General features: G+C 46.5%; 23 protein-coding genes and 1 other RNA gene. 11 read left to right on the top strand and 13 right to left on the bottom strand.

Annotated elements, in window-relative coordinates:
* Positions 1 to 27: 27 nt before the first annotated feature.
* The 9 genes from ptsP to F9L33_RS13720 form a co-directional block, all read right to left on the bottom strand.
* Positions 28 to 2271 (bottom strand): phosphoenolpyruvate--protein phosphotransferase, encoded by a 2244-nt coding sequence (ptsP, locus tag F9L33_RS13760; protein WP_152143376.1) that lies wholly within the window; start codon positions 2269 to 2271, stop codon positions 28 to 30.
* Positions 2272 to 2286: 15 nt separating this feature from the next.
* Positions 2287 to 3537, bottom strand: a complete 1251-nt coding sequence (locus tag F9L33_RS13755) for an aspartate kinase (protein WP_152143375.1) — start codon at positions 3535 to 3537, stop codon at positions 2287 to 2289.
* Positions 3538 to 3640: 103 nt separating this feature from the next.
* The gene (locus tag F9L33_RS13750) at positions 3641 to 4387 is read right to left on the bottom strand and encodes a rhomboid family intramembrane serine protease (RefSeq protein WP_152143374.1); all 747 of its coding nucleotides are present in this window, start codon (positions 4385 to 4387) and stop codon (positions 3641 to 3643) included.
* A gap of 9 nt (positions 4388 to 4396) precedes the next feature.
* Positions 4397 to 5533 carry a primosomal protein N' (replication factor Y) - superfamily II helicase gene (locus F9L33_RS13745; protein WP_152143373.1) on the bottom strand — a complete coding sequence of 379 codons (1137 nt, stop codon included), beginning with the start codon at positions 5531 to 5533 and terminating at the stop codon, positions 4397 to 4399.
* Between the two features lie 6 nt (positions 5534 to 5539).
* Positions 5540 to 6652 carry an SPFH domain-containing protein gene (locus F9L33_RS13740; protein ID WP_152143372.1) on the bottom strand — a complete coding sequence of 371 codons (1113 nt, stop codon included), beginning with the start codon at positions 6650 to 6652 and terminating at the stop codon, positions 5540 to 5542.
* Positions 6653 to 6669: 17 nt separating this feature from the next.
* A complete protein-coding gene (locus F9L33_RS13735) occupies positions 6670 to 7611 on the bottom strand; it encodes a DUF2927 domain-containing protein (protein ID WP_152143371.1) in 942 nt (313 codons plus the stop codon).
* Between the two features lie 60 nt (positions 7612 to 7671).
* The gene (locus F9L33_RS13730) at positions 7672 to 8832 is read right to left on the bottom strand and encodes a toxic anion resistance protein (RefSeq protein WP_152143370.1); all 1161 of its coding nucleotides are present in this window, start codon (positions 8830 to 8832) and stop codon (positions 7672 to 7674) included.
* A gap of 12 nt (positions 8833 to 8844) precedes the next feature.
* Entirely contained in the window at positions 8845 to 9753 is a 909-nt protein-coding gene (locus F9L33_RS13725) for a 5-bromo-4-chloroindolyl phosphate hydrolysis family protein (protein WP_152143369.1), read from the bottom strand.
* 194 nt (positions 9754 to 9947) lie between these two features.
* Positions 9948 to 10769: a TerC family protein gene (locus F9L33_RS13720; protein WP_152143368.1), complete on the bottom strand. Its 822-nt coding sequence runs from the start codon at positions 10767 to 10769 to the stop codon at positions 9948 to 9950.
* A gap of 198 nt (positions 10770 to 10967) precedes the next feature.
* Here F9L33_RS13720 and F9L33_RS13715 point away from each other — a divergent pair, with 198 nt between their 5' ends.
* Positions 10968 to 11174, top strand: coding sequence for a cold-shock protein (locus tag F9L33_RS13715; RefSeq protein ID WP_152143367.1), 207 nt, complete (start codon positions 10968 to 10970; stop codon positions 11172 to 11174).
* Between the two features lie 22 nt (positions 11175 to 11196).
* Here the strand turns inward: F9L33_RS13715 and F9L33_RS13710 are convergent, their stop codons facing one another.
* Entirely contained in the window at positions 11197 to 12030 is an 834-nt protein-coding gene (locus F9L33_RS13710; RefSeq protein ID WP_152143366.1) for a pseudouridine synthase, read from the bottom strand.
* Between the two features lie 91 nt (positions 12031 to 12121).
* On the opposite strand from F9L33_RS13710, the gene F9L33_RS13705 reads away from it, so the two are divergent.
* The 6 genes from F9L33_RS13705 (at position 12122) to F9L33_RS13680 (ending at position 16604) form a co-directional block, all read left to right on the top strand.
* Positions 12122 to 12577, top strand: coding sequence for a nucleoside deaminase (locus F9L33_RS13705; protein WP_152143365.1), 456 nt, complete (start codon positions 12122 to 12124; stop codon positions 12575 to 12577).
* Between the two features lie 8 nt (positions 12578 to 12585).
* Positions 12586 to 12840 (top strand): hypothetical protein, encoded by a 255-nt coding sequence (locus F9L33_RS13700; RefSeq protein ID WP_152143364.1) that lies wholly within the window; start codon positions 12586 to 12588, stop codon positions 12838 to 12840.
* Between the two features lie 468 nt (positions 12841 to 13308).
* Positions 13309 to 13596, top strand: a complete 288-nt coding sequence (gatC, locus tag F9L33_RS13695) for an Asp-tRNA(Asn)/Glu-tRNA(Gln) amidotransferase subunit GatC (RefSeq protein WP_152143363.1) — start codon at positions 13309 to 13311, stop codon at positions 13594 to 13596.
* A 5-nt stretch (positions 13597 to 13601) separates the two neighbouring features.
* Entirely contained in the window at positions 13602 to 15149 is a 1548-nt protein-coding gene (gene gatA, locus F9L33_RS13690; protein WP_152143362.1) for an Asp-tRNA(Asn)/Glu-tRNA(Gln) amidotransferase subunit GatA, read from the top strand.
* 30 nt (positions 15150 to 15179) lie between these two features.
* The gene (locus F9L33_RS13685) at positions 15180 to 15854 is read left to right on the top strand and encodes a hypothetical protein (protein ID WP_152143361.1); all 675 of its coding nucleotides are present in this window, start codon (positions 15180 to 15182) and stop codon (positions 15852 to 15854) included.
* Complete coding sequence (locus F9L33_RS13680) at positions 15855 to 16604, top strand: N-acetylmuramoyl-L-alanine amidase (protein ID WP_370452131.1); 750 nt, start codon at positions 15855 to 15857, stop codon at positions 16602 to 16604.
* Positions 16605 to 16617: 13 nt separating this feature from the next.
* Here F9L33_RS13680 and F9L33_RS13675 read toward each other — a convergent pair whose 3' ends face one another.
* Positions 16618 to 17481 carry a metallophosphoesterase gene (locus F9L33_RS13675; RefSeq protein ID WP_152143360.1) on the bottom strand — a complete coding sequence of 288 codons (864 nt, stop codon included), beginning with the start codon at positions 17479 to 17481 and terminating at the stop codon, positions 16618 to 16620.
* Between the two features lie 165 nt (positions 17482 to 17646).
* Between F9L33_RS13675 and F9L33_RS13670 the strand changes: the two genes are divergently transcribed.
* The 3 genes from F9L33_RS13670 (at position 17647) to F9L33_RS13660 (ending at position 19423) form a co-directional block, all read left to right on the top strand.
* The gene (locus F9L33_RS13670; protein ID WP_152143359.1) at positions 17647 to 18117 is read left to right on the top strand and encodes an abscisic acid-deficient protein Aba4 family protein; all 471 of its coding nucleotides are present in this window, start codon (positions 17647 to 17649) and stop codon (positions 18115 to 18117) included.
* A gap of 50 nt (positions 18118 to 18167) precedes the next feature.
* Positions 18168 to 18537, top strand: an RNA gene (rnpB, locus tag F9L33_RS13665) — RNase P RNA component class A.
* Between the two features lie 367 nt (positions 18538 to 18904).
* Positions 18905 to 19423, top strand: a complete 519-nt coding sequence (locus F9L33_RS13660; protein WP_152143358.1) for a cold-shock protein — start codon at positions 18905 to 18907, stop codon at positions 19421 to 19423.
* Here the strand turns inward: F9L33_RS13660 and F9L33_RS13655 are convergent, their stop codons facing one another.
* Both F9L33_RS13655 and F9L33_RS13650 read right to left on the bottom strand, forming a co-directional pair.
* The gene (locus tag F9L33_RS13655) at positions 19424 to 21142 is read right to left on the bottom strand and encodes a hypothetical protein (protein ID WP_152143357.1); all 1719 of its coding nucleotides are present in this window, start codon (positions 21140 to 21142) and stop codon (positions 19424 to 19426) included.
* Positions 21143 to 21498: 356 nt separating this feature from the next.
* Entirely contained in the window at positions 21499 to 22566 is a 1068-nt protein-coding gene (locus F9L33_RS13650; RefSeq protein WP_152143356.1) for an MBL fold metallo-hydrolase, read from the bottom strand.
* Positions 22567 to 23200: 634 nt separating this feature from the next.
* Here F9L33_RS13650 and mraZ point away from each other — a divergent pair.
* Positions 23201 to 23704, top strand: a complete 504-nt coding sequence (gene mraZ / locus F9L33_RS13645) for a division/cell wall cluster transcriptional repressor MraZ (RefSeq protein WP_152143355.1) — start codon at positions 23201 to 23203, stop codon at positions 23702 to 23704.
* Position 23705 lies beyond the last annotated feature (1 nt).

Raw genomic sequence — 23705 nt, 5'->3', positions numbered from 1 at the left:
ACTTAAGCAATAAAGAAACTTGGGGATTTATCCCCGCGATTTCAGCCATTCCATAACATGACCACGAATGGATTGTTCACCAGAAGCCATAGCTTCGTCAATCATTGCACGCGCTTCGCCCAAGTCCGTTTTGCGCAGCATATGCTTCACAGGCCCAATAGAAGCAGGGCGCATGGATAGGTTGCGCAACCCCATGGCTGCAAAACACATCGCTTCAATCGGACGCCCCGCATCTTCACCACAGAAACTAACAGGCGTGCCAAAACTATCGCAGCGATCGGCAATCTGTCCGATGAAGCGCATGAAGCTTACGTTTAATGTGTCATAGCGGCGACGGACGCGTTCGTTTTCGCGGTCCGCAGCATAGAAGAATTGTTTCAGGTCATTGCCACCAATGGAAATGAAATCGCATTCTTCAAAAAACTGATCAGGGGCAAAGGCAAGACTGGGAGTTTCCAGCATTGCGCCCACTTTTACATCGGCTGGCATCACATGCCCCAAACGTTCTTCGTTACGTAAAACTGCACCCAGCATTGCTTTGGCGTCTTTAAACTCGCCATATTGTGCAACGAAGGGAAACATCACCCGTAAAGGCCGACCGTTTGCAGCACGAATAAAGGCTTGCAACTGCATCTGCATGACGCCTTTTTTATCCAAACCCACACGGATCGCACGCCAACCCATCGCAGGGTTTGGTTCGTCCTCTGGTTGGAGGTAAGGTAGTACTTTGTCAGAACCAATATCCAATGTGCGGAAATTAATCGGCAAATCACCAGCAGCGTCAAAAACACGTCCATATAGATTGGCCAAATCACTCCGTTTAGGCATGGAATTCCGTAACAGGAATTGTAACTCAGTCCGGAACAAGCCGACACCTTCTGCGCCTGATGTGGGCAAGCTTGGCAAATCTGCCATCAGGCCCGCATTCATTTGCATGCCAATTTTAACGCCGTCCAGCGTTGCAGCAGGTTCATCACGGATCGCGACATATTTCTGCTGTGCTTCCGTAAGCATCGCGATCTTATCTTTGAATGCGGCTGTTATGCTTTCATCAGGGCGCAAATGTACGATGCCTTGATCGCCATCCACCAAGACTTCATCGCCGTTCAACGCTTCGCGTGTTATGTTATCCGCATGAATGACCATTGGGATGGCCCATGCGCGTGCGATAATGGCAGCATGTGAACCGACAGAACCGTGTTCTAGAACTAAACCTTTGATTTTTTTTCCATATTCCAGCAATTCGGCAGGGCCAATATTGCTGGCGACTAGAACGGCATTGTCTGGAACACTGTCGCCAGCAGCGCGACCTTGGCCCGTTAACAGGCGTAACAAACGGTTCGATAAATCATCCAAATCGTGCAAACGTTCGCGCAGATATGGGTCTGGGACGCGGGACATACGGGCGCGTGTTGCGGATTGCTCTTTTTCAACCGCAACTTCTGCCGCAAGACCACTATCAATACTGGCTTCCAACCGTGCCACCCATCCGCGTGAGTTGGCGAACATGCGGTAGGATTCCATGACCTCGATCTGTTCTTTGTCTTCGTTCTGATTGGCAGACAGCAGAACATCAACGTTCAAACGTAATTGCTGAATGGCATCGTTTAAACGTCCTTTTTCGATTTCGGGGTCATCGGCAACGGGGTTGGCAATGACGATTTTTGGATCATGCAACAACACCACGCCACGTGCGGCACCTTCTTGGGCAGAGCCGCCACGGAACAGGTGCGCGCGTTGGTGCGGCGCCGTCATGGCTTCGCCTTCACCTGTGAAAGCACCCAGTTCTTTCATCTCAGCAATGACCATCGCGACGACTTCTAATGCATAGACTTCATCATCAGTGTATTTGCGTGCATCTTTGCTTTGCACAACCAAAACGCCCAAAACTTCGCCCAAACGTTGAATTGGCACACCTAATAGCGAAGAAAACAATTCCTCGCCTGTTTCGGCCATGTAGCGAAAGCCTTTTTCCTGAGGGGCGTTTTTGGTGTTGATAGGGGCTGCGCGTTTGGCAATACGACCAACCAGGCCTTCGCCCACACGCATCCGCGTTTGGTGAACGGCCTCTTTGTTCAAGCCTTCGGTGGCGCAAAGTTCCAATGTTTGGGGATCACGGCGCAGGTAAATAGAACACACTTCGGTTTCCATGCTTTCGGAAACCAATTGTGTGATGTGATCCAGCCGTTCTTGACCGTCCCCATCTTCTGCAAGCGTATCACGCAAGTTTTGCAGAAGTGTTCTTGAATTAACGCCGCTTTTTTGGGCCATGAAATTGCTTTGCTACTACTCTATTCCGAGCTCGAACGTATCATGCAAAGCACGGACCGCCAATTCCATATATTTGCGATCTACCAAAACAGAGACTTTAATCTCAGAAGTCGTAATAACCTTAATGTTTACACCTTCATCAGCCAAAACTTGGAACATTTTCGTTGCAACACCTGCTTGCGAACGCATGCCGTTACCTACGATAGATATCTTGGCTACGTCAGAATCAGTCACCAATTCTTTGTAGTTTAATTCGCCAGATGTTTGCGCATCTGTCATTGCTTTCTCTGCCAAAGCAACGTGATCTGTTGGGCAAGAGAATGTCATGTCTGTGCGGCCATCTTCGGATATGTTTTGCACGATCATGTCAACATTCACACCAGCCTCTGCCAATGGGCCAAAGATTGCAGCAGCCACACCAGGGCGGTCAGCCACTGAGAGCAATGTCATTTTTGCTTCGTCGCGAGAGTATGCAACGCCTTTAACAACGCGAATATTTTCCATTATATCCTCTTCTTGGCAAACCAATGTGCCAACTTCTTCTGATATGTCTTCTTCAAAACTTGATAATACGCGCAATTTCACGCGGTAGCTGCGGGCAAGCTCTACTGATCTTGTTTGCAGCACTTTTGCGCCTAGTGACGCCAATTCCAACATCTCTTCGTATGAGATTTTATGCAGTTTACGTGCATCCGAAACGATACGTGGGTCCGTTGTGTAAATTCCATCAACGTCAGTATAGATGTCACAACGCTCTGCTTCAAATGCAGCAGCGAACGCCACGGCTGTTGTATCCGACCCGCCACGGCCCAATGTTGCGATACGACCGTCTGCCATAACACCTTGGAAACCCGCAACGACAGCCACTTTTACGCCAGATGCAAAAGACGCATCCATGTTTTCGGATGGGATCGCATCAATACGCGCTGCTTCGTGATTACCTGTACACTGTAATGGCACTTGCCAACCTTGCCAACTCCGTGCAGCCACGCCCATTTCTTGCAAACGCATTGCCATCAAACCAGAGGTCACGTTTTCGCCAGAAGACACAACCGCGTCGTATTCAGCCTTATCATACAAGCCGTCCGCTGGTGCGCTGTCTTTGACCCAGCCAACAAGTTCGTTGGTTTTGCCTGACATGGCTGACACGATCACGATCACTTCGTGGCCGTTATCAACCTCTTGTTTCACTTTATTAGCTGCATTGGCGATCTTATCCAGATCAGCCACAGAGGTGCCGCCAAATTTCATCACGATACGGGACATTGTCTTCTTTCAATCGCTGTTAGTCATTCAGCGGATGTATTACGCGGGATCATAGGGATGGGCAAGAGCAAGAGCGCCTGTAAGTGTCGCAGATGAATAGGCTTTATCTTTTACGTCGCCGCACAATCGGAATCGTTGTTGAACGCTCTACAAATGTTTCTGGATGCGGTGGGTGATAATGACTTTTACTCCAAAATGCTTGTCCGCCAAGGCGTAACCACAATGGAACAGCTAAAGCCGCGCCAACGATAAACCCGCCAATATGGGCCCAATAAGCCACACCGCCACCTGTGGCTGATGTGGATAGCCCGCCAAACATCTGCATAGCCATCCAGCCTGCCAAAACAACCCAAGCAGGCCATTTGAAGATTTTGAAGAAAATGATGAAGATAAACAAAACATCCACTTTGGCTTTTGGATACAATAGCAAATAAGCCCCCATAACGCCCGCAATCGCACCCGATGCCCCGACTGTAGGAATGGGCGAATTTGGGTTAGACATGATATGGAATACATCCGCACCTAATCCACTGAGCAGGTAAAACCCCAAAAATGGCATGTGTCCCATAGCATCTTCCACATTATCGCCAAAGATGTATAAAAACAGCATGTTACCCGCAATATGCATGAACCCACCATGTAGAAACATTGATGTCACAGCCGTATGATAATCCATACCAGCGGTGACTTCGGCAGGGATCATCGCCCAATTGTTCCATAGCGTACTTAATGCAGCATCATTATTTAAAATCGGCACATAAAGCGCAAACACAATGACATTTATCGCAATCAACGCCCATGTCACATAGGGACGGTTGCCAGAAGGGTTATGATCGCGAATGGGAAACATCGAGTATCCTTAATAATTTGTGAAGCTCACGTTGCCAGCATTGCCTTGCGCTATCAAGAAACCAATCGCGGCAGCGGCCAATAAACCTAAACCAACTGTAAACGCGATTTTCCATGCTGAATAGGGGCGTTCGCCTTGGACGGTTCCAGTGCGTCCGTTCACCACAAAGCGGTAAGTTTTTCCGCGATACTTATAAGCTGCTAACCAAACGGGGAGCAGCACATGTTTAAAGGTCAAGGTACCGATTTCGGTGTCCAACGACCCGATCTTTTGGCGATCCCCGCCAATGTCAAACTTTACATCACGCACAATCATACGGTTCATATAATCGCGGGCTTCTTTATACCCTTCGTCCAATTGCACCGTATAACTCTCCGCGCGAAAGCCAGCTAAATATTCTGGGCGATAAGGTTCTAATGCGGATAAATCCCAAGGTGCCAAAGCATCGGTATATTTCTTGGGTAGGCTTTTGGAGCCCAACACCAAAACATCATCGAAAAACCGCGCAACGCGCCCTGATGTATGGGTCCAGCGAATGCGCTGTACTTGGCGGTTTTGCATTTGCCGTCTGCCATTAACATTCACGGCAACACGGCGTGTTTCGTAATAAATAGTACCGCGTTGGCCTGTATAGCTGGATTTTGTGTCTGCATCATACGTCCAATAGGGCACATATATCCCCTGCATCTTACGCCCTTTACGTGCGTAATCTTGCAAACCATTTGGGGCAAACCACAAACGCCCTAACCAATCTGTCATACGCTTGCGCGCGTCTTTTTCAGCCAATTCAAATGGCAGTAACCCTTTGGGCTTAATCTGGCGATCTGTGCCCGTATCCGTGACCAAAGGGGTCGCGCAAAATGGGCATTCTGTGGAATGTATATTCGGTTCAAACTCTACATGCGCACCACAGTTTACACATGAAACTGTACGCAGTTCTTCCATATCTTGTTCTGGAAGCTGATCTTTGACCGCTTTACGGAAATCCAATTCGCGTATGGATAGCTTTTTCCAAACTCCGCGATTGGTTATTTTTTCTTCGGACCCACAATGATCGCAATGCAACAGCGATGTGCCCGGACTGTATCGCAAGTCCGAACCGCATGTGTCACATGGAAAACGATGTTCTTCGACCTCTGTGGTCATGGGATGTTAACCCTTTGGCGGTGGAGGTGGAGCGATTGTAAACAGCTGTGCCAGCTCCACAACATCATTTGCTTTCTTCCAACCATCTTGGCCCGGTGTCCAAACATATGTGTCCCGCTTTAACGTGCCCTCGGTTACCATACGGCCCAAATCAGCTTTGGAAAACGGCCCAGATGTTTTGCCGCCTTCAGCAATATGCCAAACATGCTCAACTGCGGGTGGGGCAGGTGGCGGTGGTGGCACATGTGTGGCCTCTGGGCGTGCACCCCATGGCCCCATGTTTTGCGCAACCATCATACCCATGCCCATGCCAAGGCCAGCGCCCATGCCGCCCCCGCCATTTGGGTTAGAGGCTGCTTGCGTCATCGCTTCTGCGGCTGAATACTGTGTGAAACGGCCCAAGTCGCCCGCCATGCCCATAGACGTGCGCTTGTCTAGCGCAGCTTCTACGGCTTCTGGCAAAGATATATTTTCGATGTATAGATTGGGCAATTCAATCCCGAATTCAGCAATTTCTGGCGCAATACGTGCGGCCAATAGTTTACCCAAATCAGGCGTGTTTGCAGCCATATCCAACACAGGGATACCACTGGCACTGATCGCTGCGGAAAACCGCGATACGATGATGTTACGAATGGCGTAACTGATTTCATCCATCGTGAATTCACCGTCAGTGCCAACAATCTCGGTCAAGAACAGCGCTGGGTTCGAAACCTTTACTTCATAGGTACCGTAAGCACGTAAACGAATTGGGCCAAACTCTGGATCGCGGCAAATGATTGGGTTTTTAGTCCCCCATTTCAAATTTTGGAAACGTGTGGTGTTGATAAAGTAAATCTCGGATTTAAACGGGCTTTCAAAGCCGTGATCCCAATGGTTCAACGTGGTTAGGATCGGCATGTTGTTTGTTTCCAACATGTATAATCCTGGGCTAAAGACATCTGCCAATTGGCCTTCATGAACCAAAACGGCGGCTTGGCCTTCGCGGACTGTCAGTTTGGCACCATATTTGATTTCGTGATCTTCACGTTCAAAACGCCAAACAAGCGTATCGGATGTATCATCCGTCCAATGGATGACGTCGATAAATTCGCCGGTTAGAAAATCTAGAATACCCATAATATACATAGCTCCTTTTAACTGCGCCCTGTTGCCAGTAACTCTTGGGCGATTTGTTGGACAATTGGATGTGCGTCTTGCACCGTCATGCCGATGCTAAGACGTGGGTCATATAGCATTTCAAGCAGCAACTCATCATGCTGTGTCATTAATGCGAATTCTTCGTCATCGTTAAAGATGGATGGACGTGCCTTTGGACTGTCATTTGCCAATCCTAAAGCTTGTGCCATTTCTTCTTGGATACAGGATTTACGCATCAGGTCTGTATGTTCTGCTTTGATCAGGATTACAGCACCTTTGTACCCTTCGTTCGAACCCGCTTCGGACACAGCGTAAGCCACACAAAAAATAGAACGTGGGCTGTTTTGGATTTCATCCACAATTTGCGGTGTCAGATATTTTATACGATTTGCAAGTTTTGGGGTAAGGTCGCGTTGTTCATCTTTGTTCAAGAATAAGATTGAAAAATTAGCTCTGCGTGCATCGGCCAATGAGATATTCAACCCTGTCAAACTTGCAAGGCGTTTTGCGAATTGACGAACTGAAGCTGTGTCCATTGCGCGTTGTTTTTCTGTGACAGAAGGGCCGAAGCTTACACCGATTGTGATTGGGCGTTCCCAACGGCGTAATGTGCTTGCTGTTTGGCCTTCTACAAATGTGTTATTTCGGATGGAATATTCATCAAATAAAGCTACGCGTTCAAAATTTTCTACTAAATTTGAAATGGTAAACCGCGCATCACTTGGATTTGTTTCTTGGCGCAATAAACCTTGTGAACGCAACCTTGCTTGAATTGACGCATAATAGGCTGCAGCCTGCTGGCTTTCAATGGAAGCCACAGGTGGTTTAGGTGCAGGTTTAATACCACTTGGGCGTGGTTTTGGCTTCGTTGGCTCTTCAAATAAAGTACAGCCAGAAAGGCCAATAAAAACACCAGTTATGAGGGTCAGAAAACGCATGTTTGGACTATGCTTCCATTTATGGAACGCAGCAAGTACTACGTTCCATTTGTGCTACTTTTAGCCGTTTGTTGCTTTTGATTTTGCAGCAGACAGAGTCTCTTTCAGCTTGCCCTCAAGAACTTCTAGCTCTTGCTCTGCATCAGCACGTTTGGCTTTGCCTTCATCTGCAATTGCCAAACTCTCTTCAATCGTGTCGATCAAATATTCATTGGCTTTGCGGATGCTTTCGATATCAAACACACCGCGCTCCATTTCTTTGCGGACTTCGCGGTTCGCTTGTTGCAAGTTCTCGGCATTGCTTTCCAACAACTCATTCGTCAGATCCGTCGCTTCGCGTACCACTTCCGCTGCTTCACGAGAACGGTGGATTGTTACGGCCTGGGCCAATTGTGTTTCCCATAGTGGTACTGTGTTGACCAATGTGGAATTGATTTTTGTGACCAGTGATTTATCGTTCTCTTGCACCAAACGGATAGATGGAAGCGATTGCATTGTCACTTGGCGCGTCAGTTTCAGATCATGCACACGACGTTCCAGATCATCACGGGCAGAACGTAGGTCACGTAGTTCCTGCGCTTTGATCACACCTTTATCTTTGCTGGCGTTTTCAACTTGCTTTTCTTTGGCTGGAATTGTCTTTGTATCCAGCTCTTTGATCTTCTCTTCACCCGCGGCAATGTACAAAGCGATCTCGTCATAGAAAGCTAAGGTCTTACCATAAAGCTTATCCAGCGATTTAATGTCTTTCAGAAGGATATGTTCATGATCCAGCAATTCATCGGAAATACGATCAATCTGGCCTTGTACCGTTTCATAACGCGCCATGAATTTGGCAACGGGGGCCGCGCGACCCAGTAGTTTTTCCCACCAGCTTAGGCTGCGGTTCGGGTTTAACTCATCAACCGAAAAGCCGCGAATAGATGTCACCATATCGCGCAGGCTGTCACCTGCTGGGCCAACATCTTTGTTGCGTACACCTGACAGCATTTCTTGGCTGATCGCTTGTAATTCTGATTGGGCACTTGATCCAAATTCGATGATGGATTGCGTGTTGCCCATATCGATTTCAGCCATACGCGCTTTGACCATCTTCTTTTGATCTGGCTTCATGTCTGACACGACAACCAATTCACCTTTGACTTCTGGCAATATGGTTGCTGTGACGGCTTCTGCCTCTTTCAAGGCAACTTCGGCCTTTTTACGTGCATCATCTGACATAATATTCTCCCATCATCTGGCCGTTAGGCCTTCTTGTTTTAGTCGGTCCCGCAGGACTTCAATTTCGACATCTAAATCCGAGCGGTCGTCTAATAATAATACTTCGCGGTGCCCCGCAAAGCTGGTTTCTAAATCTGTTAACAATGCTTCGTAATCCGCACGAGCACCATGATCACGGTTGCGACTGTATAGGTCTGCAAATTTGATCGTCGCATCACGTGCCCCTTTTAAATATACCCCAAGGAACTTTCGTGCACGCGCTAAATCACGTGGGTCTTCTTCAACAGTGCGGAACATATCGCGTGCTGCAACAGCCAAACTCTCAACGCGGCCTTCTAGGGCGCGATCATTCAAACGTTTTGCTGCTTCCACTGTTTGGTTTAGCAACTCTTCCGCCTTTTCCACGGCTTTAGCCACGCGTTCTGTCTCAAACGCATCAACACCTTCCATACCTTTGCGGCGCAGCGGATCAATGCCAAAGCTTAAACTATGTGCCAATGTAGCGGCCCCGCCAAAGATCAGTGATGTGATCATACCAGCGTCGGTGCCGCCAAATGTTGCAAGTGCTACGCCTACACCTGTCAAAACAGATGCGAATATCTTTCGTGGAATGGCAGGGGGGCGGGATATCTTGCGTTCGTTATACGCGTCTTCGGCAATTAAGCCGTCGCGCAGCAACCATGCAGCCAACAATAAAATGCCAAGTGCACCCCATTCGTATAGTATGCCAACGCCATCACCTGCCCTTAACTCTCCAATGCCTGAGAACAGCAAAGGTAAAGGAACGAGGAACAGAAGTTTTGCGCGAATATTGGATTTATAGGCTTTGCGTCCGCGAAACTTATTCGGCAATGCCATATTATCGCGCGCATTATCTGGGCTGCCCTTAGGGCTGTATTTTCCGCCGTATTGCTGGGCCATTATAATGTTCCAGTATAAGCGCCGGCTGCAACCACCCAAATGATGGCAACCAGTATAAAGTAAGAAATCCACTGAAGTGATGTTGCAGACATCAAGCCCCCAAAGTTGTAAATATCAATGTAACATAGGCGTTAGACGTGAGTCTTACTAGAGGTAAGGCCCTATTTTATAAAACAGAGCCTTATTCTGATAAATTAATGATCTTGTGGACCGTGTGAGCGTTCAATGTTCAATTTACGCTGGTATCCAGATTGAACCACTTCAACCAAGACCAATACGACCACTGAGAAGTAGAATGTAGACTTAGACATTGGGATCAAATCATACCCGAATATCTTGATCTGCAAGCTGTCATCATGCATCGCATGCGCTGCTGCTGGGCCTGCTTCGCCCAACAAAACAACCCCTACGATAAGGAGGATAAACAGACCTAAAACTTCGTACATGCGGTTACGTTTCAGAAATTCTGTAACCCCGTCAGCCAAGACCAACATCGCTATACCTGATGATATGATAGCAATGGCTAGCACGGGGAACACATCCGTAATGGCAAGGGCAGATAAGATAGAGTCAAAGCTGAAAATCAGGTTCATAAATACGATCAGCATAATAGTCTGCATTGCTGTGCGGCTGGAACCGTTCCCAACGCCATGACCAATATCATCTATTGTCAACATATGGCTGATCTCTTTCACAGCTGTGTACATGATGAAAATACCACCAAAAACAAAGACAATTGTCGCAAAGTTGACGCCACCTTCTAAGATGCCTGGCATATTGAAGCTAAAGAAGGGTTCAGAAAGCGCTTCGATCAGGTTGATCATCACGAACAGCAGGACAACACGCAGGGCAACCGCGATGATGATCCCCCAAAAACGTACAGCTTTTTGCTTGTCTTTAGGCGCGCGTTGCGACTCAATCGAGATGTAAAGCAAATTATCAAAGCCCAAAACGGCCTGAAGGAAGATGAGAACGGCCAAATTAGCCAGATTTTCGAATGTGAGTAGGTCAGCCATGCTATATCCCCTAGGTTGTCCCTGAATTTTCAACAGAATTACGGTGTTAACAGGGTTCACGCAAGTGTTTCGAGCCTATGATTTTGAAAGAATCGCATTTTGGGGTAACGTAGGGGCATGCTGCTTTGTGGCTGTCTCACATCGCAGTACCGACGTCACAGATCACCTGTGATGACCAAATGAAGAAGGACTACGATTGTGCCACAGGGTAAAGTTAAATGGTTCAACCAACAAAAAGGCTTTGGGTTTATTGAACCAAGTGAGGGTGACAAAGATGTCTTTGTACATGTCACAGCTGTAAAAGAAGCTGGTCTTGAAAGCTTAGAAGATGGTCAAGAGATCACATTCGAAATGATCTCTGGTCCAGATGGTCGCGAAATGGCGGGCAATTTAAGCGTGGGGTAATCCGCGCTTAAATCCGAATATATTAATTACGTCTTTTAACAGGGCGCTTCTTTCTTGCACCCTTATGAATGGTACGCGACTTAGACGCCGCTGGTTTTGCTGTGCCTTCAGGTTCTTGCACATTATCCAATCCCAACTGATCGCGCAGAACTTTCATGCGTATCTCTTCAACATCACCCGGTTCCAATGTGTTCAATTGAAATGGGCCGTATGATGTGCGGATCAAACGGTTCACTGACAGATCAATACTGTTCATCGCGCGGCGAATTTCGCGGTTCTTACCTTCGCGCAATCCAACGGTCAGCCAAGCATTTGCCCCTTGCTGACGATCTAGTGCCACTTCCATACCTTGAAAACGCTCACCATCAACGGTGATGCCTTTGCGCAAGGGTTCCAGCAGTTCATCTGTTGGATAGCCCTTAACACGCACACGGTATTTGCGTACCCAACCCGTGGAAGGCAGTTCCAGCTTGCGTTTCAATTCGCCATCATTTGTCAGCAACAACAAACCTTCAGAGTTCAAATCCAAACGTCCAACGGTCATCACACGTGGCATACCTTCGGGCAGTTTATCGAATATCGTTTCACGGCCTTTTTCATCACGCGCAGATGTCACCAAGCCATTTGGCTTATAATACCGCCAAACACGCAGCTTATCAGGGGCACCGATTGGTTTGCCATCAACGGTAATCAAATCCGCTTCGGATACTTTCACCGCTGGCGTATCAAGCTTTTTGCCATTCAGGGTCACACGGCCAGCCGCGATCATACGTTCAACATCGCGGCGCGACGCAACACCTGCACGGGCTAGGAATTTGGCGATACGGTCGCCTTCTTTGGGTAATTCATTGGACATGTGGGGGCAGTACACCTGATCGTTGGGTTTGTCCAATGCTTCAATTGGACTTCGGGGTTGATTATGGCGTGTATTCCAAGCAGATAGAGGTATGACCCAATTCACTAGTTATATGGACATTGCAATAGAAGAGGCTGAACGCGCTGCGGCACGGGGCGAAGTGCCTGTGGGGGCGGTGATAGTATCGAAAGCGGGTGATGTGATTGCACGCGCTGGAAACAGAACGCGCGAGATTAATGATCCAACAGCTCATGCAGAGATTCTGGCAATCCGATCGGCGTGTAAGGCTTTGGGACAGGAACGTTTAACGGGATGTGATTTATACGTGACCTTAGAGCCCTGTCCGATGTGCGCTGCCGCCATATCCAACGCCCGCTTGGCACGGCTGTACTACGGGGCATCTGATCCGAAATCAGGTGGTGTGGCGCAGGGTGCAAAAGTGTTTAGCCATGCACAATGCCATCATGCGCCAGAGGTTTATGATGGCATTGCTGAGGCGGAATGTGCTGAGGTTTTGACGGTGTTTTTTGAAGGGTTGCGGGGTTAAATAAGAGAATGGATAAGAAACCGCTTTATAGGTTAGGTGAAAAACATACTCCCCCACCTAAAAGAAACGATGAAGAAATGTTTAATGGGAAAATCTTAAACCTCATTCTAGATGGTGGTGAATATTATCTTGAGTGTGATGTAGGGAGCTTTGTGTCTAAGTTTATTAAGTACAGGATAACTCAGAAAGAGTTTGAAGCTGTAAGGCATGGTGAAATCGAAGAGCGTGATTTGTTACATAAGTACTGGCCTGGCAATAGTTAGCTAGCGTAGGGCGGGCTTTAGCCACGTGTTGCCCACACCAAATGATGAGCTGAAGCTCACCCTATGTGATGATTATCATCTGTTTATATATGTAAGTTATAAAAGGTGGCGCCACCTATAGTGTTTCGAGTTTGTTGAAACGCCATTCCCTGCCTCTCGCTTTCGCTCGAACGGGAATAGCGTTACACAATGATTTAAATATAAATCAAAACGCTATAGGTGGTTTTCGCATTTGACGCTGTTACCCGCCCTTTGAAAACCCATGAACCACTTTTTGTCGACGGGGATGTTATACCCCCAAAAGGGTTATGGAATTGTTAGCTATGCGTACGCTGTTGCGTCAGATATGGATATTTTGACCATAAAGAAGGCAAGGGCGCGATATTCTTGCAAAGCTGGCTTGCGATTGCTGGGTTGGAGCGGTAAAGCTTGCCGCGATATATCAAAATGAACAAGGCGGCGTAAGCAATGTCGATCGATAAAGATACAGCAAGACGTGTGGCGCATTTGGCGCGTATTCGGGTTGAAGAGGACCAGTTGGACAATCTCGCAAGTGAATTGTCAGGCATCCTTGGTTTTATGGAGCAATTGGCTGAGGTCGATGTGGACGGTGTAGAGCCTATGACATCTGTCACACCGATGGCATTGAAGCGTCGTGATGACGTTGTGACAGACGGCAATAAACAAGAACAGATTTTGAAGAATGCACCGGATGCCCGTGAAGGGTTTTTTGCTGTGCCAAAAGTGGTGGAATAAGCGATATGGGTGATTTTTCTAAACTAACGATTGCCGATGCCCGCGATAAAATGCGCGCAGGGGATGTGACGTCTACGGAGCTGACACAGCATTTTATTGATGCGATTGATGCGGCAGATACGCTGAATGCCTATTGTGCGAAAACACCAGAGATTGCTTTGGAGCAAGCGGCCGCTGCGGATAAACGCATTGCGGCAGGGGATGCGCCAGATATGTGCGGTATTCCGTTGGGTATCAAAGATTTGTTTTGCACCAAAGGTGTGGCGTCACAAGCAGCATCAAACATCCTTGGTGGATTTAAGCCAGAGTATGAAAGCACGATTACCACACAGTTGTGGAATTCTGGTGCTGTTATGCTGGGTAAACTCAACATGGATGAGTTCGCGATGGGATCATCCAATGAAACATCTGCTTATGGTCCTGTAATAAGCCCTTGGCAACGCGAAGGATCGAATACGCCTTTGACACCAGGTGGATCATCTGGTGGGTCTGCGGCGGCTGTTGCCGCTGATTTATGTATGGCTGCGACTGGTACGGATACGGGTGGCTCTATTCGTCAACCTGCGGCGTTTACGGGTATTGTTGGTGTGAAACCAACATATGGCCGTTGTTCGCGCTGGGGTGTTGTGGCCTTTGCATCATCATTGGATCAAGCTGGGCCGATGACGAAAACAGTGCGCGACAGTGCGATTATGTTGGAGGCCATGTGTGGTCACGACCCGAAAGACAGCACCAGCGCAGATTTGGCTGTGCCAAACTTTGAGGCTATGCTGACAGGTGACATTAAAGGCAAGAAAATCGGTATTCCGAAAGAATATCGATTGGACGGTATGCCAGATGAGATTGAAAAGCTGTGGGCTGAAGGCGCTGAAATGCTGAAAGCGGCGGGCGCGGAGATCGTGGATGTGTCTTTGCCACACACGAAATATGCATTGCCTACTTATTATGTTTTGGCTCCAGCGGAAGCCTCTTCAAACCTTGCCCGTTATGATGGTGTAAGGTTTGGCCACCGTGCTGAAGTTGCGGCTGATGAATACATTAATGAAATGTATCAGCATGCAGGTGATAAAAGTGATAAGAAGATTAAATTACAAGCAATTGACCGCATGTACCTTGCAACGCGCGCGGAAGGTTTTGGTCCTGAAGTACAACGCCGTGTGATGATTGGGACATATGTTTTATCAGCTGGCTTCTATGATGCTTATTACCGTAAGGCGCAACGTGTACGCACATTGATCAAGAAAGACTTTGACGATGTGTTTGCGGCAGGTGTGGATGCTATTTTGACACCAGCAACGCCGTCAGCAGCATTTGGGTTAGGTGAAATGGCAGATGCTGATCCGATTAAGATGTATCTGAATGACGTGTTCACTGTGACGGTAAACTTGGCTGGTTTGCCTGGTGTTGCGGTTCCAACAGGGTTGGATAGTCAGAATTTACCACTTGGTTTGCAGCTTATTGGGCGTCCTTGGGAAGAGGGTGATATGCTGAATATCGCCTATCAGCTGGAGCAATCTGCAGGTTTTTCTTCCAAACCGCAAAAGTGGTGGTAAAACAGCCTAAACAAATTAGGTGAATTTACGATGCGGTATTTAGTGACGACTTCTGTTTTGGTGGCTTTTTTGGGTGCTTGCGCACCCGTGCAGCCTGATGATGCTGAATTTGCAGGGGGAACGGCAGTAAGGCCTGCGACTGGAACTGCTGCTCCTGTACCAGAAACGATTAAGCCTGTTGATATTGATGCATCTTCTGGGGCAACACCTGAGCCAGGCACACCAGCAACCGTTAATGAGACAATCACAGTAGACTTGACTGATGGTGCTGCAAAAACTGCGGAAAAAAAACCCGTTATCTTACCAGAAGGTGACGGATCTATTTCCAATTCACAAGATTTTACAGTCGTAACATCGAAAGAGACGATTGAATCAGATGCTGCCAAGCTGGAAGCACTGAAAAGCCAATATAAGGTTGTTCAGCCAGGTGCTGCGCCAAGACGTTCGTCTGATGTGAATCTTGCAGAGTTTGCTTTGGCTCAAACAAACCCTGTTGGCCAAAAGGCGTATTCCCGTTTTGGAATTGCTGGTGGACGTAAAGCGGAACGTAAATGTGCAGCTTACACGACGGCAGATGATGCTCAGGCAGATTTCTTGCAACGCGGTGGCCCACAAAAAGATGGTATTGGTCTGGATCCTGATGGTGATGGCTATGCATGTTCATGGTCACCTGCGACCTATAAGGCGCTGCTTGGATTGCAATAAATGACGGGTGATCTTCCCGATTATTCCAAAAAGCGTTCACCGAATTGTGGGCAACGGCGGCATCATCTATCCCCTGACATGGTGGTCATCCATTATACTGCTATGCAGGCTGCCGAAGCTGCGGTTGATCGTTTGTGTGATCCTGCCGCAGAGGTTTCTGCGCATTATGTAATTGCCGAAGATGGGCGTGTGTTTCCCTTAGTCTCTGAAGATATGCGCGCTTGGCATGCTGGTGCAGGACAATGGGGGCACGTTAAGGATGTGAATTCGCACTCTATTGGTATTGAATTGGCGAATGTTGGGCCAGATGGTGCTTGCCCTGAATTCCCAGAAGCACAGATGTTGGTGCTGGAACGCTTATTGGGTGATATTCTGCGCCGTAGGAAGATGATAACACCAGAACGTGTTATTGGGCATTCTGATATGGCCCCTGGACGTAAGGTTGACCCTGGCCCTTATTTTGATTGGAAACGCTTAGCCGATAAAGGTCTGTCGATTTGGGCCAATTATGAACATCAAAGTACGGATTGGACTTTGTTTAAAGAGGCAGCACAAGTGTTTGGGTATCGTCCGCCAGAGCAAGATGATTTTGGATGGCAGTGTGTGTTAGAAGCGTTTCGATTGCGGTTTCGCTCGCATATAGATCTGAATGCACCGCTTGATGGAACGGATGTGGGAACCCTTCAAAAACTGGCAGATGAATGGCCATGTGCCGTCGTTGATCTGGGGCACAAGAAAGAGCTATTTTAAAGCTCTTTAATATTTATGTGTCAATTACTTCAAACTTCTGATCCATTTTATATGGGAAAAGATTTGGATCCATCGGAGCGCTTTCATTCACATAGCTTTGGAAATGAACGGCACAATTAATCCCATCCGACATTATGACGGCATATTGAGCGGGAGCTTCATAACATTCTTGTTGTCCTGTCCGACCTCTCAGAAAGGGTTCCACGCTGTGTTGGTTCCCAGCAATCGTTGTACAAGGATAGCCACCCCAACTACCTGCTGTTGTAATATGACAATGGCCTGCGAGAATTTGAATTATATCAGCACCACTTTCATGTAGAACTTTTAGAAGTTTTTCAGGTTCTGCTAAGCGGTAGGTATCTACGGGCATTTGTAATGCGCAAGGATTATGGTGTAATATAATAATAACTTTTAGTTTTAACGATTTCGCTTCGGCTAAGCGCTCTGCTATCCAAGATAATCGTTTTCCACAAAAACCACCACGCAACTCACCAGGTTCTGAGCTGTCTAGCATAAGAATGCGATGCCCTTTTATGTCGTCATAACCTTCTACAAATCGATTTTCATCAACCATAGGGTTTTTTGCATGCTTTAAATAAACGTTTCTATCATCATGATTTCCCAACATAACACGTTGTGGCAGGTTATTACCTGCTCGTATCTCGTCGAATAACTCATATGCAGCTACGTCTGATTTTTCAGTTAAGTCGCCAGCAAAGACACATAGATCGGCATCGTTATGAAGTTTGTTAACGCTTTGTATCGCAGCCTGAAAACGCGGTGCTGTATCTAGGCCGCGCTTTACCTCTCCTTTTGGTAAAAGGTGAATATCGCTCATCATAACGAGCTTTAAGAGACGGTTTGCGTAAATGTCCAAAATAATAATCCTAGTTATTTGAATAGTGAGATCGCAGGTTGAATAGCGCAGTGATGTCAAAGTAATAATATAAGCAATTTATAACTGTATTTATTGCGATTTAAACCCATTGATTGTAATTAATGTCGAAGGCAAACATGGGCCACGATATAACAGGGCGAGGTTGTGAAAAGTAATATTCATCCAAGATTAAAGTCTATTTATAAACTACAAGGTATTTTGGTGCAGCTTGGCTGGCTCTGCTTGGTGGCATCTTTGTTTTTTTATTCCCCGATCGTTTTGGCGAATGCGATCATTTTGATCTTATGCTGTCTTTATACATATCTGGTTTTGTTTGGGAGACGCTTCGACCTGCAAAAAGAGCCGTTCAGCGTGAAAAGTTTTTTCACATTAGATGGTGTTTTGAAGATGCTGAAAAGCACACGTATGGCCTTTACCGCTTGGACGCATATTTTAGTGTTCGATCTATTCGCCGCATGGGTCATTGTCGTTGATCTTCATTCACGTGACTTACATGGTTTAATCGGGTTGCCGTTCCTACTTTTAACAATGATGTTTGGGCCAATGGGTTTGCTTGCTTATGTTGTGGTTCGAATGATTATGACCGGTAATTTCGTAGACATTGGATTTTGGTGATAATCTTGCATCTGTTGACCTGATGTGTCCTTACCTTTAAACGCGCGGTTGCGGATGGCTGGATGATCGCACGTTTATGCGTGAGGAAAGTCCGGACTTCATAAAGCAAAGGCGGCGGGTAATGCCCGCCCGGGGCAACCCGAGGGAAAGCGCAACAGAGAACAGACCGCCTAGTTTGACTGGGTAAGGGTGAAACGGTGGGGTAAGAGCCCACCACGGTGGTGGTAACATCACTGGTATGGCAAGCCCCGCCTGAAGCAAAACCAAGTAGGAACCGCGTGGCCCGTAAGGGTCGGGGTCGCTTTAGCCCCAGCAGGCTCGGGTGGTTGCAAGAGCGTTTCGGCAACGGAACGCCCAGATGAATGGTCATCGAGGGGTGTAAACCCTGAACAAAATCCGGCTTATAGGCCATCCGCATATTCTCAAGATTATACATCAAATATTAGCGCCAAGTTGTGATGCAAGTCTTGGAAAAAAGTGTTTCTAATGAAACCTCCAACGTATTTAATTCCCGCTGCAATTCTAGGTTAATGAATCATTAAAGTGACAAAACCTGAATTAAGCTTAAATATAGGGCACCTTTACCCTATTGTATTTATTGGGTTTTTATTCTGTTGTTACGGTAACAAACGCTTTGTTACGTAGAAATTATACAAAAACGTCACCATTTAGAGCTCATCGATACAGCCAGTTATAGATTTCTCAGACTATTTGATCTGAAAGTAACTCGTAATCGTTTCGATGGACATTTGTAAATATTAACTTGGTTAGAGGTTAGGTAATTCCGATGACACTGAATATTGATACATCAGACGCAGCAGTCACGTTGTCTGGGTTCGTAAAATGGTACGATGGCGCAAAAGGTTTTGGGTTTGTCACCGTCGAAGATATAAATGCAGACGTATTATTGTCTGAAAATGTTTTGCATAACTTTGGACAGAGTTCGATTGTTTCAGACAGTTTTGTCGAATTTACTGCGCGTGCAACGAAGCGTGGTATGCAAGTCATAGATATACTGTCGATTACAGGGCCAGCAATGGACCAAAGTATTATACGCATCATAGGCGAACCAACGGCGCCGCTGGTTGCAGGGCGGGTTAAATGGTTTGACCAATCTAAAGGTTTTGGATTTGCAAATGAGTTTGGCAATACACGTGATGTTTTTGTTCACATAGAGATATTGCGCCAATGTGGTTTGGCGACTTTGGAGGCATCTGAAGCGATTGCTATGCGTATTCAAAATGGTAAAGATGGTTTGATGGCGTCAGAAGTGCACGCATGGAACTATGCTGTAAACCGCGTTTGATTATTCATATAGTGCCGCGGCAAGGTCGCGGTACATATCTATAAGTGGACCAGCATTTGCATCTTCAGCGCATCTTCGAGGCATTGTTACATTTGCAAAATGTCTGGCATCTAGGTTTGGCCAGTTTTGTTTCTGGGATGCGAAGAGAGTCTTCGCGCCCTCTAAGTCGCCCAACTGGTTCATAATCACAGCCATACGGGCAATTGTATCCGGTGTTTGGAATATCTGGTGTGTGCGTTGCTCTGTTATCAGCGCTTGTTCTAATTCGCCCCTATTCAAGTGAAGCATAGTCAACCAAGTTAGCGTAACCCAACGGACAGGGTTTTCAGGGGACAGTGACGCATCATGTGCTTTTGTTGTTTCAATCACACTCAGCGGGGCAGGGCTGCAAGTATAGGGCATAACTTCTATAAGCATTTTTGCCATTGTGTGGCTTGGATCCAACTCCACGACGCGTTCCATGGACATTGTTGCCTTTTTTATACGACCGACATGCCATTGATAAATGCCTAGGTTAAAAAACACATCAGCATCATGGGGCGCGGTTTCCATAGCCTTTTGAGCATGATAAGCCGCTTCATCTAAAGCCTTAGCTGAATCTGAAGGAGGGTCGACTGAGGCAAGGTAAGCCAATTTGTCAGCTAAGACAGAATGCGCTTGGCCGAAATCTGGTTGTAATTGCAGAGCAAAACGTGCCAAATCCACACGCTCTTTTTCCCACTCTAAAGTGCTTTTTGCTTCACCGGGTATCCATGTCGCGATCAAGTACAGCTCCCATGGGGATAATCCTTTGGGGTCTTCGCCTGCTAAGATACGGCGTGATGCATTATACAGTTGTGTGCGTAATTCGCCTGCAACTTTTTGCAGAAGAACGTCTTGGTCTGCGTCTGTTACATTCGGATGATGGAATGTTTGCGCCCATATTACGATTTTAGTTTTCTGATCAAGCAATTCAACTACAATATGGAGGGTGTCTGAGCTTTCGCGGACATATCCATCAATAATGACGCCATTTTTTGCTACCCCCGTTAAGGTGGCTTGGTCGTCATCCAAGCCAATGACAGCTAAAGATTTGTTGCGTGTAAGAATGACAGCTAAGTCTTCTGATAGGCTTTCGGCGATGAAATTTATGTCAGAGTTTGGAGAAAGGCTTGTGAACTTACGGATGGATACAGAAATCCGCGGGTCTTTACCATGGGCTTCAGAGTTTGAAGTATGTGGTGATGATGGTGAGATAGTTTTAGTGGGGTTGTATATGAATAATAGTAATACAGCAGAAACCGTAACGCCGAGAAGTAGCAGCATATCCTGTTTAATACTGCGTTTGCGTTTTTCACTTTTATTTATTTTTCTTGGTGCTGTCTTTTTTGATTGTTCCGAGATAATAGGGCGATAACTACCTGTTGGTATCTCAATATGTAGCAAGTTGTTTTTAGTGTTTGTTGAATAGAATTTTTTCAGTGCTTCGCGCAAACGACCCATTTCAACACGTACTGCATTATTGGTAGAAGGATCAAAACTTTCATCTTTGCCTAGAATGTCAACACCAATAGAATACGCTTTGATACGTTCGCCGCGGCCTTCAAGTTCTTCATTAATAAGGTATTCAAGCAAGCGGAATTTACGATCACTGACACCAAGGGATCCACTGTCCCTCATTTTGTTCAGTAAAATAACACTCTTACTCTTAAATTCCGCTAGCCGTGTGGGCTGTGACAACGAACGCTCCTAGAACATGCACTCATACAAATTAACTCTACAGAATTCTTACGATGTATACATAACCCAATGCGGTGTTTTTATACATACCAAAAATCATGGGAGATTGTCGCGGCAGATACATTGATGTAAAATTTACGTTACTATAACTTTAATGTTTCTGCTCAGCTTAACACTCGCAGCGCAAAGCAGAATGTGAAGATTCCGGAACATTAAAAGGAGAGTTTCGCAGGAATGGTGCTGATATGTTTATTCAACAAGGCACCTATAATGACTTTTATAATGGAATAGTGGAGTTTGTTGAGAATGATTATGTTCTACCAGATTAAACATTCTCAGCTAATTTGTAAGTATCATCAAAGACGCCAAATTTGCCCAGGGGCCATAGCTATGAACCGATCTGGGTCTATGGTATTTTCCTCTAAAGCTTTCGCTAATGCGTTTTTTGGCGCTTCGATGGCTTCGTTGGTTAATTGAAACGTACCCCAATGATGCCCAATGGCATGTTTGGTGTTACAAAGCTTAAAGCCTTCGACAGCTTCTGATGGGTTTTGATGTTGGTTTTTCATGAACCAACGTGGTTCATAGGCGCCTACGGGGGTGATCGTTAAATCAAAGCTGCCGTGTTTTTCAGCGACCGCTTTGTAATTGATGCCACTGTGAAAACCCGTATCGCCGATGTGATAGATACGCCGCGTTGGGGTTTCTATGACGAAAGCTGACCAAAGCGCCATGCGGCGGTCTTTGGTGCCGCGTGCGGACCAGTGGTGGCAGGGTTCGAAATGTATTTTTGTGTCAGAAATCTCGACTATATCGCCCCAATCCCCGACTTCGATATTGGCATTGTGTACGCTGCCTTTGATGATTGTATCGTTGCCAAGGGGGGTGATGATTTTGGGGTCGTCGCGTTTGACTAGTTTTTCTAGGGTTAGCAAATCCAAGTGGTCGTAGTGATTGTGTGTCACTAAGATGATATCGATTTTTGGCAGGTCGTTAAATGGAACACCTGGTGGGTTGTGGCGTTTGGGGCCTGCGAATTGAAACGGGCTGGCGCGTTTTGAATAGACAGGGTCTGTGATGATGTTCAAGCCGTTCGTTTGGATCAATAGGGTCGCGTGACCAACCATTGTGACCTGTATGTTTTTGCCTTCGACTTTGTCTTCTGGCTTTGTGCCTGCATATGGGCTGGGATAGACATCAGGCCATTCAGCGCGCTCTTCTTGGAATTGCCATTTCAAAAGATTTGCAAATGAACTGGGGGGCGCGCCGTCAGGATTGAAAAAGGACAGGCCGTTGTAATGATCTGATACGGGACCCGTGTAATATGGGTTGGTGCTGCGTTTATATTTAGACCAGCCCATGCCACCTACAAGGGCGGTTAATGTTCCTGCTCCAAACCATTTCAAAAATCTTCGACGTTTCATTCTGTCTTGTCCGTATTCTTTGCTCTTATACGAGCTTAACAGGATTTGGGATCACATGGGATGCCTATAGCGCGCTTTTGATTCTTTATATTTCCGACTCATTTTTCCCTAGTCTGGGAACGATTTTCATTGGAAAAGTGAATGAAAACATGATGTTCACTTTATGTTCTTACTCGTTGTGAAAAAATATGGTATTTTATGGGAAATAATTTCTTTCTTTAAGTTGTACTACATGTTGTGTCTTTTTTTATCTTTTCTACTAGGTTGTCCAAAAAAATCCCTTTTTTAATGGTTTTGAAACTATATATTGAGTTCTGTGGCATGCAATTCCCATATATTACCTACAAAAAACTATTGATTTCCATATATTCCCATAGCATAAATAACCCACAAGATGAGGTGAGGGATAAAAAAGGGCATCAAGACCCTAAGAAAACCCAAACAGGTTTCATACAGGCACCCACCACATCCAATGAAAGATCCGACGTGGGTTGCGAGCAGACACCCCCCCAAGGTGGCACCATAGTTGGACATCCCATTAGGGACAGGGCGGCGGATTGAACAGTGGCAGCAGTTCAATCCGTCGTTTCATTTTAGGCCTAAGTTTTGGGTCGACGTAATTAAGGAGGCCTTTGTGGCACGACGTTTTAGAGGTGAAAGCACCCACAAGGTGGATGCTAAGGGACGGGTATCAATTCCCGCCGCCTTTAGACGTGTCTTAGAAGAAGGTGATCCTGACTGGACTGACGGTCTGTTTCCAAATCTTGTTCTTGTATATGGCGGCAAAAGCCGTGACTTCGTTGAGGGTTATACAATGGACAGCATGGAAGAGGTCGACGAAAAGATTGCACAATTGCCACGCGGGTCAAAGCAGCGCCGTATGTTAGAGCATATGTTTTCAGGACAATCCCAACAAATCCAAATCGACCCAACAGGCCGCTTGGTTTTGACACAAAAAATCCGTGATAAAATTGGCATTAGTAACGAAGCTTTCTTTATTGCGGCAGGCGATACGTTCCAGATTTGGGAGCCATCGGCCTATGACGCACATGCTACGCGTATGGATGAATGGTTTGATGAAGATGAGGATGATTTCGATCCTTTGGCTTTATTAGACATGGCATCAACGGGGGAATAAA

Origin of the sequence: Amylibacter sp. SFDW26 (assembly GCF_009184395.1) — a bacterium.
Classification (GTDB): Bacteria; Pseudomonadota; Alphaproteobacteria; order Rhodobacterales; family Rhodobacteraceae; genus Amylibacter.
This window is presented reverse-complemented; position numbering and strand designations above follow the sequence as displayed.

What these genes read in the sequence shown, in the direction of transcription:
- ptsP (WP_152143376.1), bottom strand. Translation starts at nt 2,271, where the DNA reads ATGGCCCAAAAAAGCGGCGTTAATTCAAGAACACTTCTGCAAAACTTG.
- F9L33_RS13755 (WP_152143375.1), bottom strand. Translation starts at nt 3,537, where the DNA reads ATGTCCCGTATCGTGATGAAATTTGGCGGCACCTCTGTGGCTGATCTG.
- F9L33_RS13750 (WP_152143374.1), bottom strand. Translation starts at nt 4,387, where the DNA reads ATGTTTCCCATTCGCGATCATAACCCTTCTGGCAACCGTCCCTATGTG.
- F9L33_RS13745 (WP_152143373.1), bottom strand. Translation starts at nt 5,533, where the DNA reads ATGACCACAGAGGTCGAAGAACATCGTTTTCCATGTGACACATGCGGT.
- F9L33_RS13740 (WP_152143372.1), bottom strand. Translation starts at nt 6,652, where the DNA reads ATGGGTATTCTAGATTTTCTAACCGGCGAATTTATCGACGTCATCCAT.
- F9L33_RS13735 (WP_152143371.1), bottom strand. Translation starts at nt 7,611, where the DNA reads ATGCGTTTTCTGACCCTCATAACTGGTGTTTTTATTGGCCTTTCTGGC.
- F9L33_RS13730 (WP_152143370.1), bottom strand. Translation starts at nt 8,832, where the DNA reads ATGTCAGATGATGCACGTAAAAAGGCCGAAGTTGCCTTGAAAGAGGCA.
- F9L33_RS13725 (WP_152143369.1), bottom strand. Translation starts at nt 9,753, where the DNA reads ATGGCCCAGCAATACGGCGGAAAATACAGCCCTAAGGGCAGCCCAGAT.
- F9L33_RS13720 (WP_152143368.1), bottom strand. Translation starts at nt 10,769, where the DNA reads ATGGCTGACCTACTCACATTCGAAAATCTGGCTAATTTGGCCGTTCTC.
- F9L33_RS13710 (WP_152143366.1), bottom strand. Translation starts at nt 12,030, where the DNA reads ATGTCCAATGAATTACCCAAAGAAGGCGACCGTATCGCCAAATTCCTA.
- F9L33_RS13705 (WP_152143365.1), top strand. Translation starts at nt 12,122, where the DNA reads ATGACCCAATTCACTAGTTATATGGACATTGCAATAGAAGAGGCTGAA.
- F9L33_RS13700 (WP_152143364.1), top strand. Translation starts at nt 12,586, where the DNA reads ATGGATAAGAAACCGCTTTATAGGTTAGGTGAAAAACATACTCCCCCA.
- gatC (WP_152143363.1), top strand. Translation starts at nt 13,309, where the DNA reads ATGTCGATCGATAAAGATACAGCAAGACGTGTGGCGCATTTGGCGCGT.
- gatA (WP_152143362.1), top strand. Translation starts at nt 13,602, where the DNA reads ATGGGTGATTTTTCTAAACTAACGATTGCCGATGCCCGCGATAAAATG.
- F9L33_RS13685 (WP_152143361.1), top strand. Translation starts at nt 15,180, where the DNA reads ATGCGGTATTTAGTGACGACTTCTGTTTTGGTGGCTTTTTTGGGTGCT.
- F9L33_RS13680 (WP_370452131.1), top strand. Translation starts at nt 15,855, where the DNA reads ATGACGGGTGATCTTCCCGATTATTCCAAAAAGCGTTCACCGAATTGT.
- F9L33_RS13660 (WP_152143358.1), top strand. Translation starts at nt 18,905, where the DNA reads ATGACACTGAATATTGATACATCAGACGCAGCAGTCACGTTGTCTGGG.
- F9L33_RS13650 (WP_152143356.1), bottom strand. Translation starts at nt 22,566, where the DNA reads ATGAAACGTCGAAGATTTTTGAAATGGTTTGGAGCAGGAACATTAACC.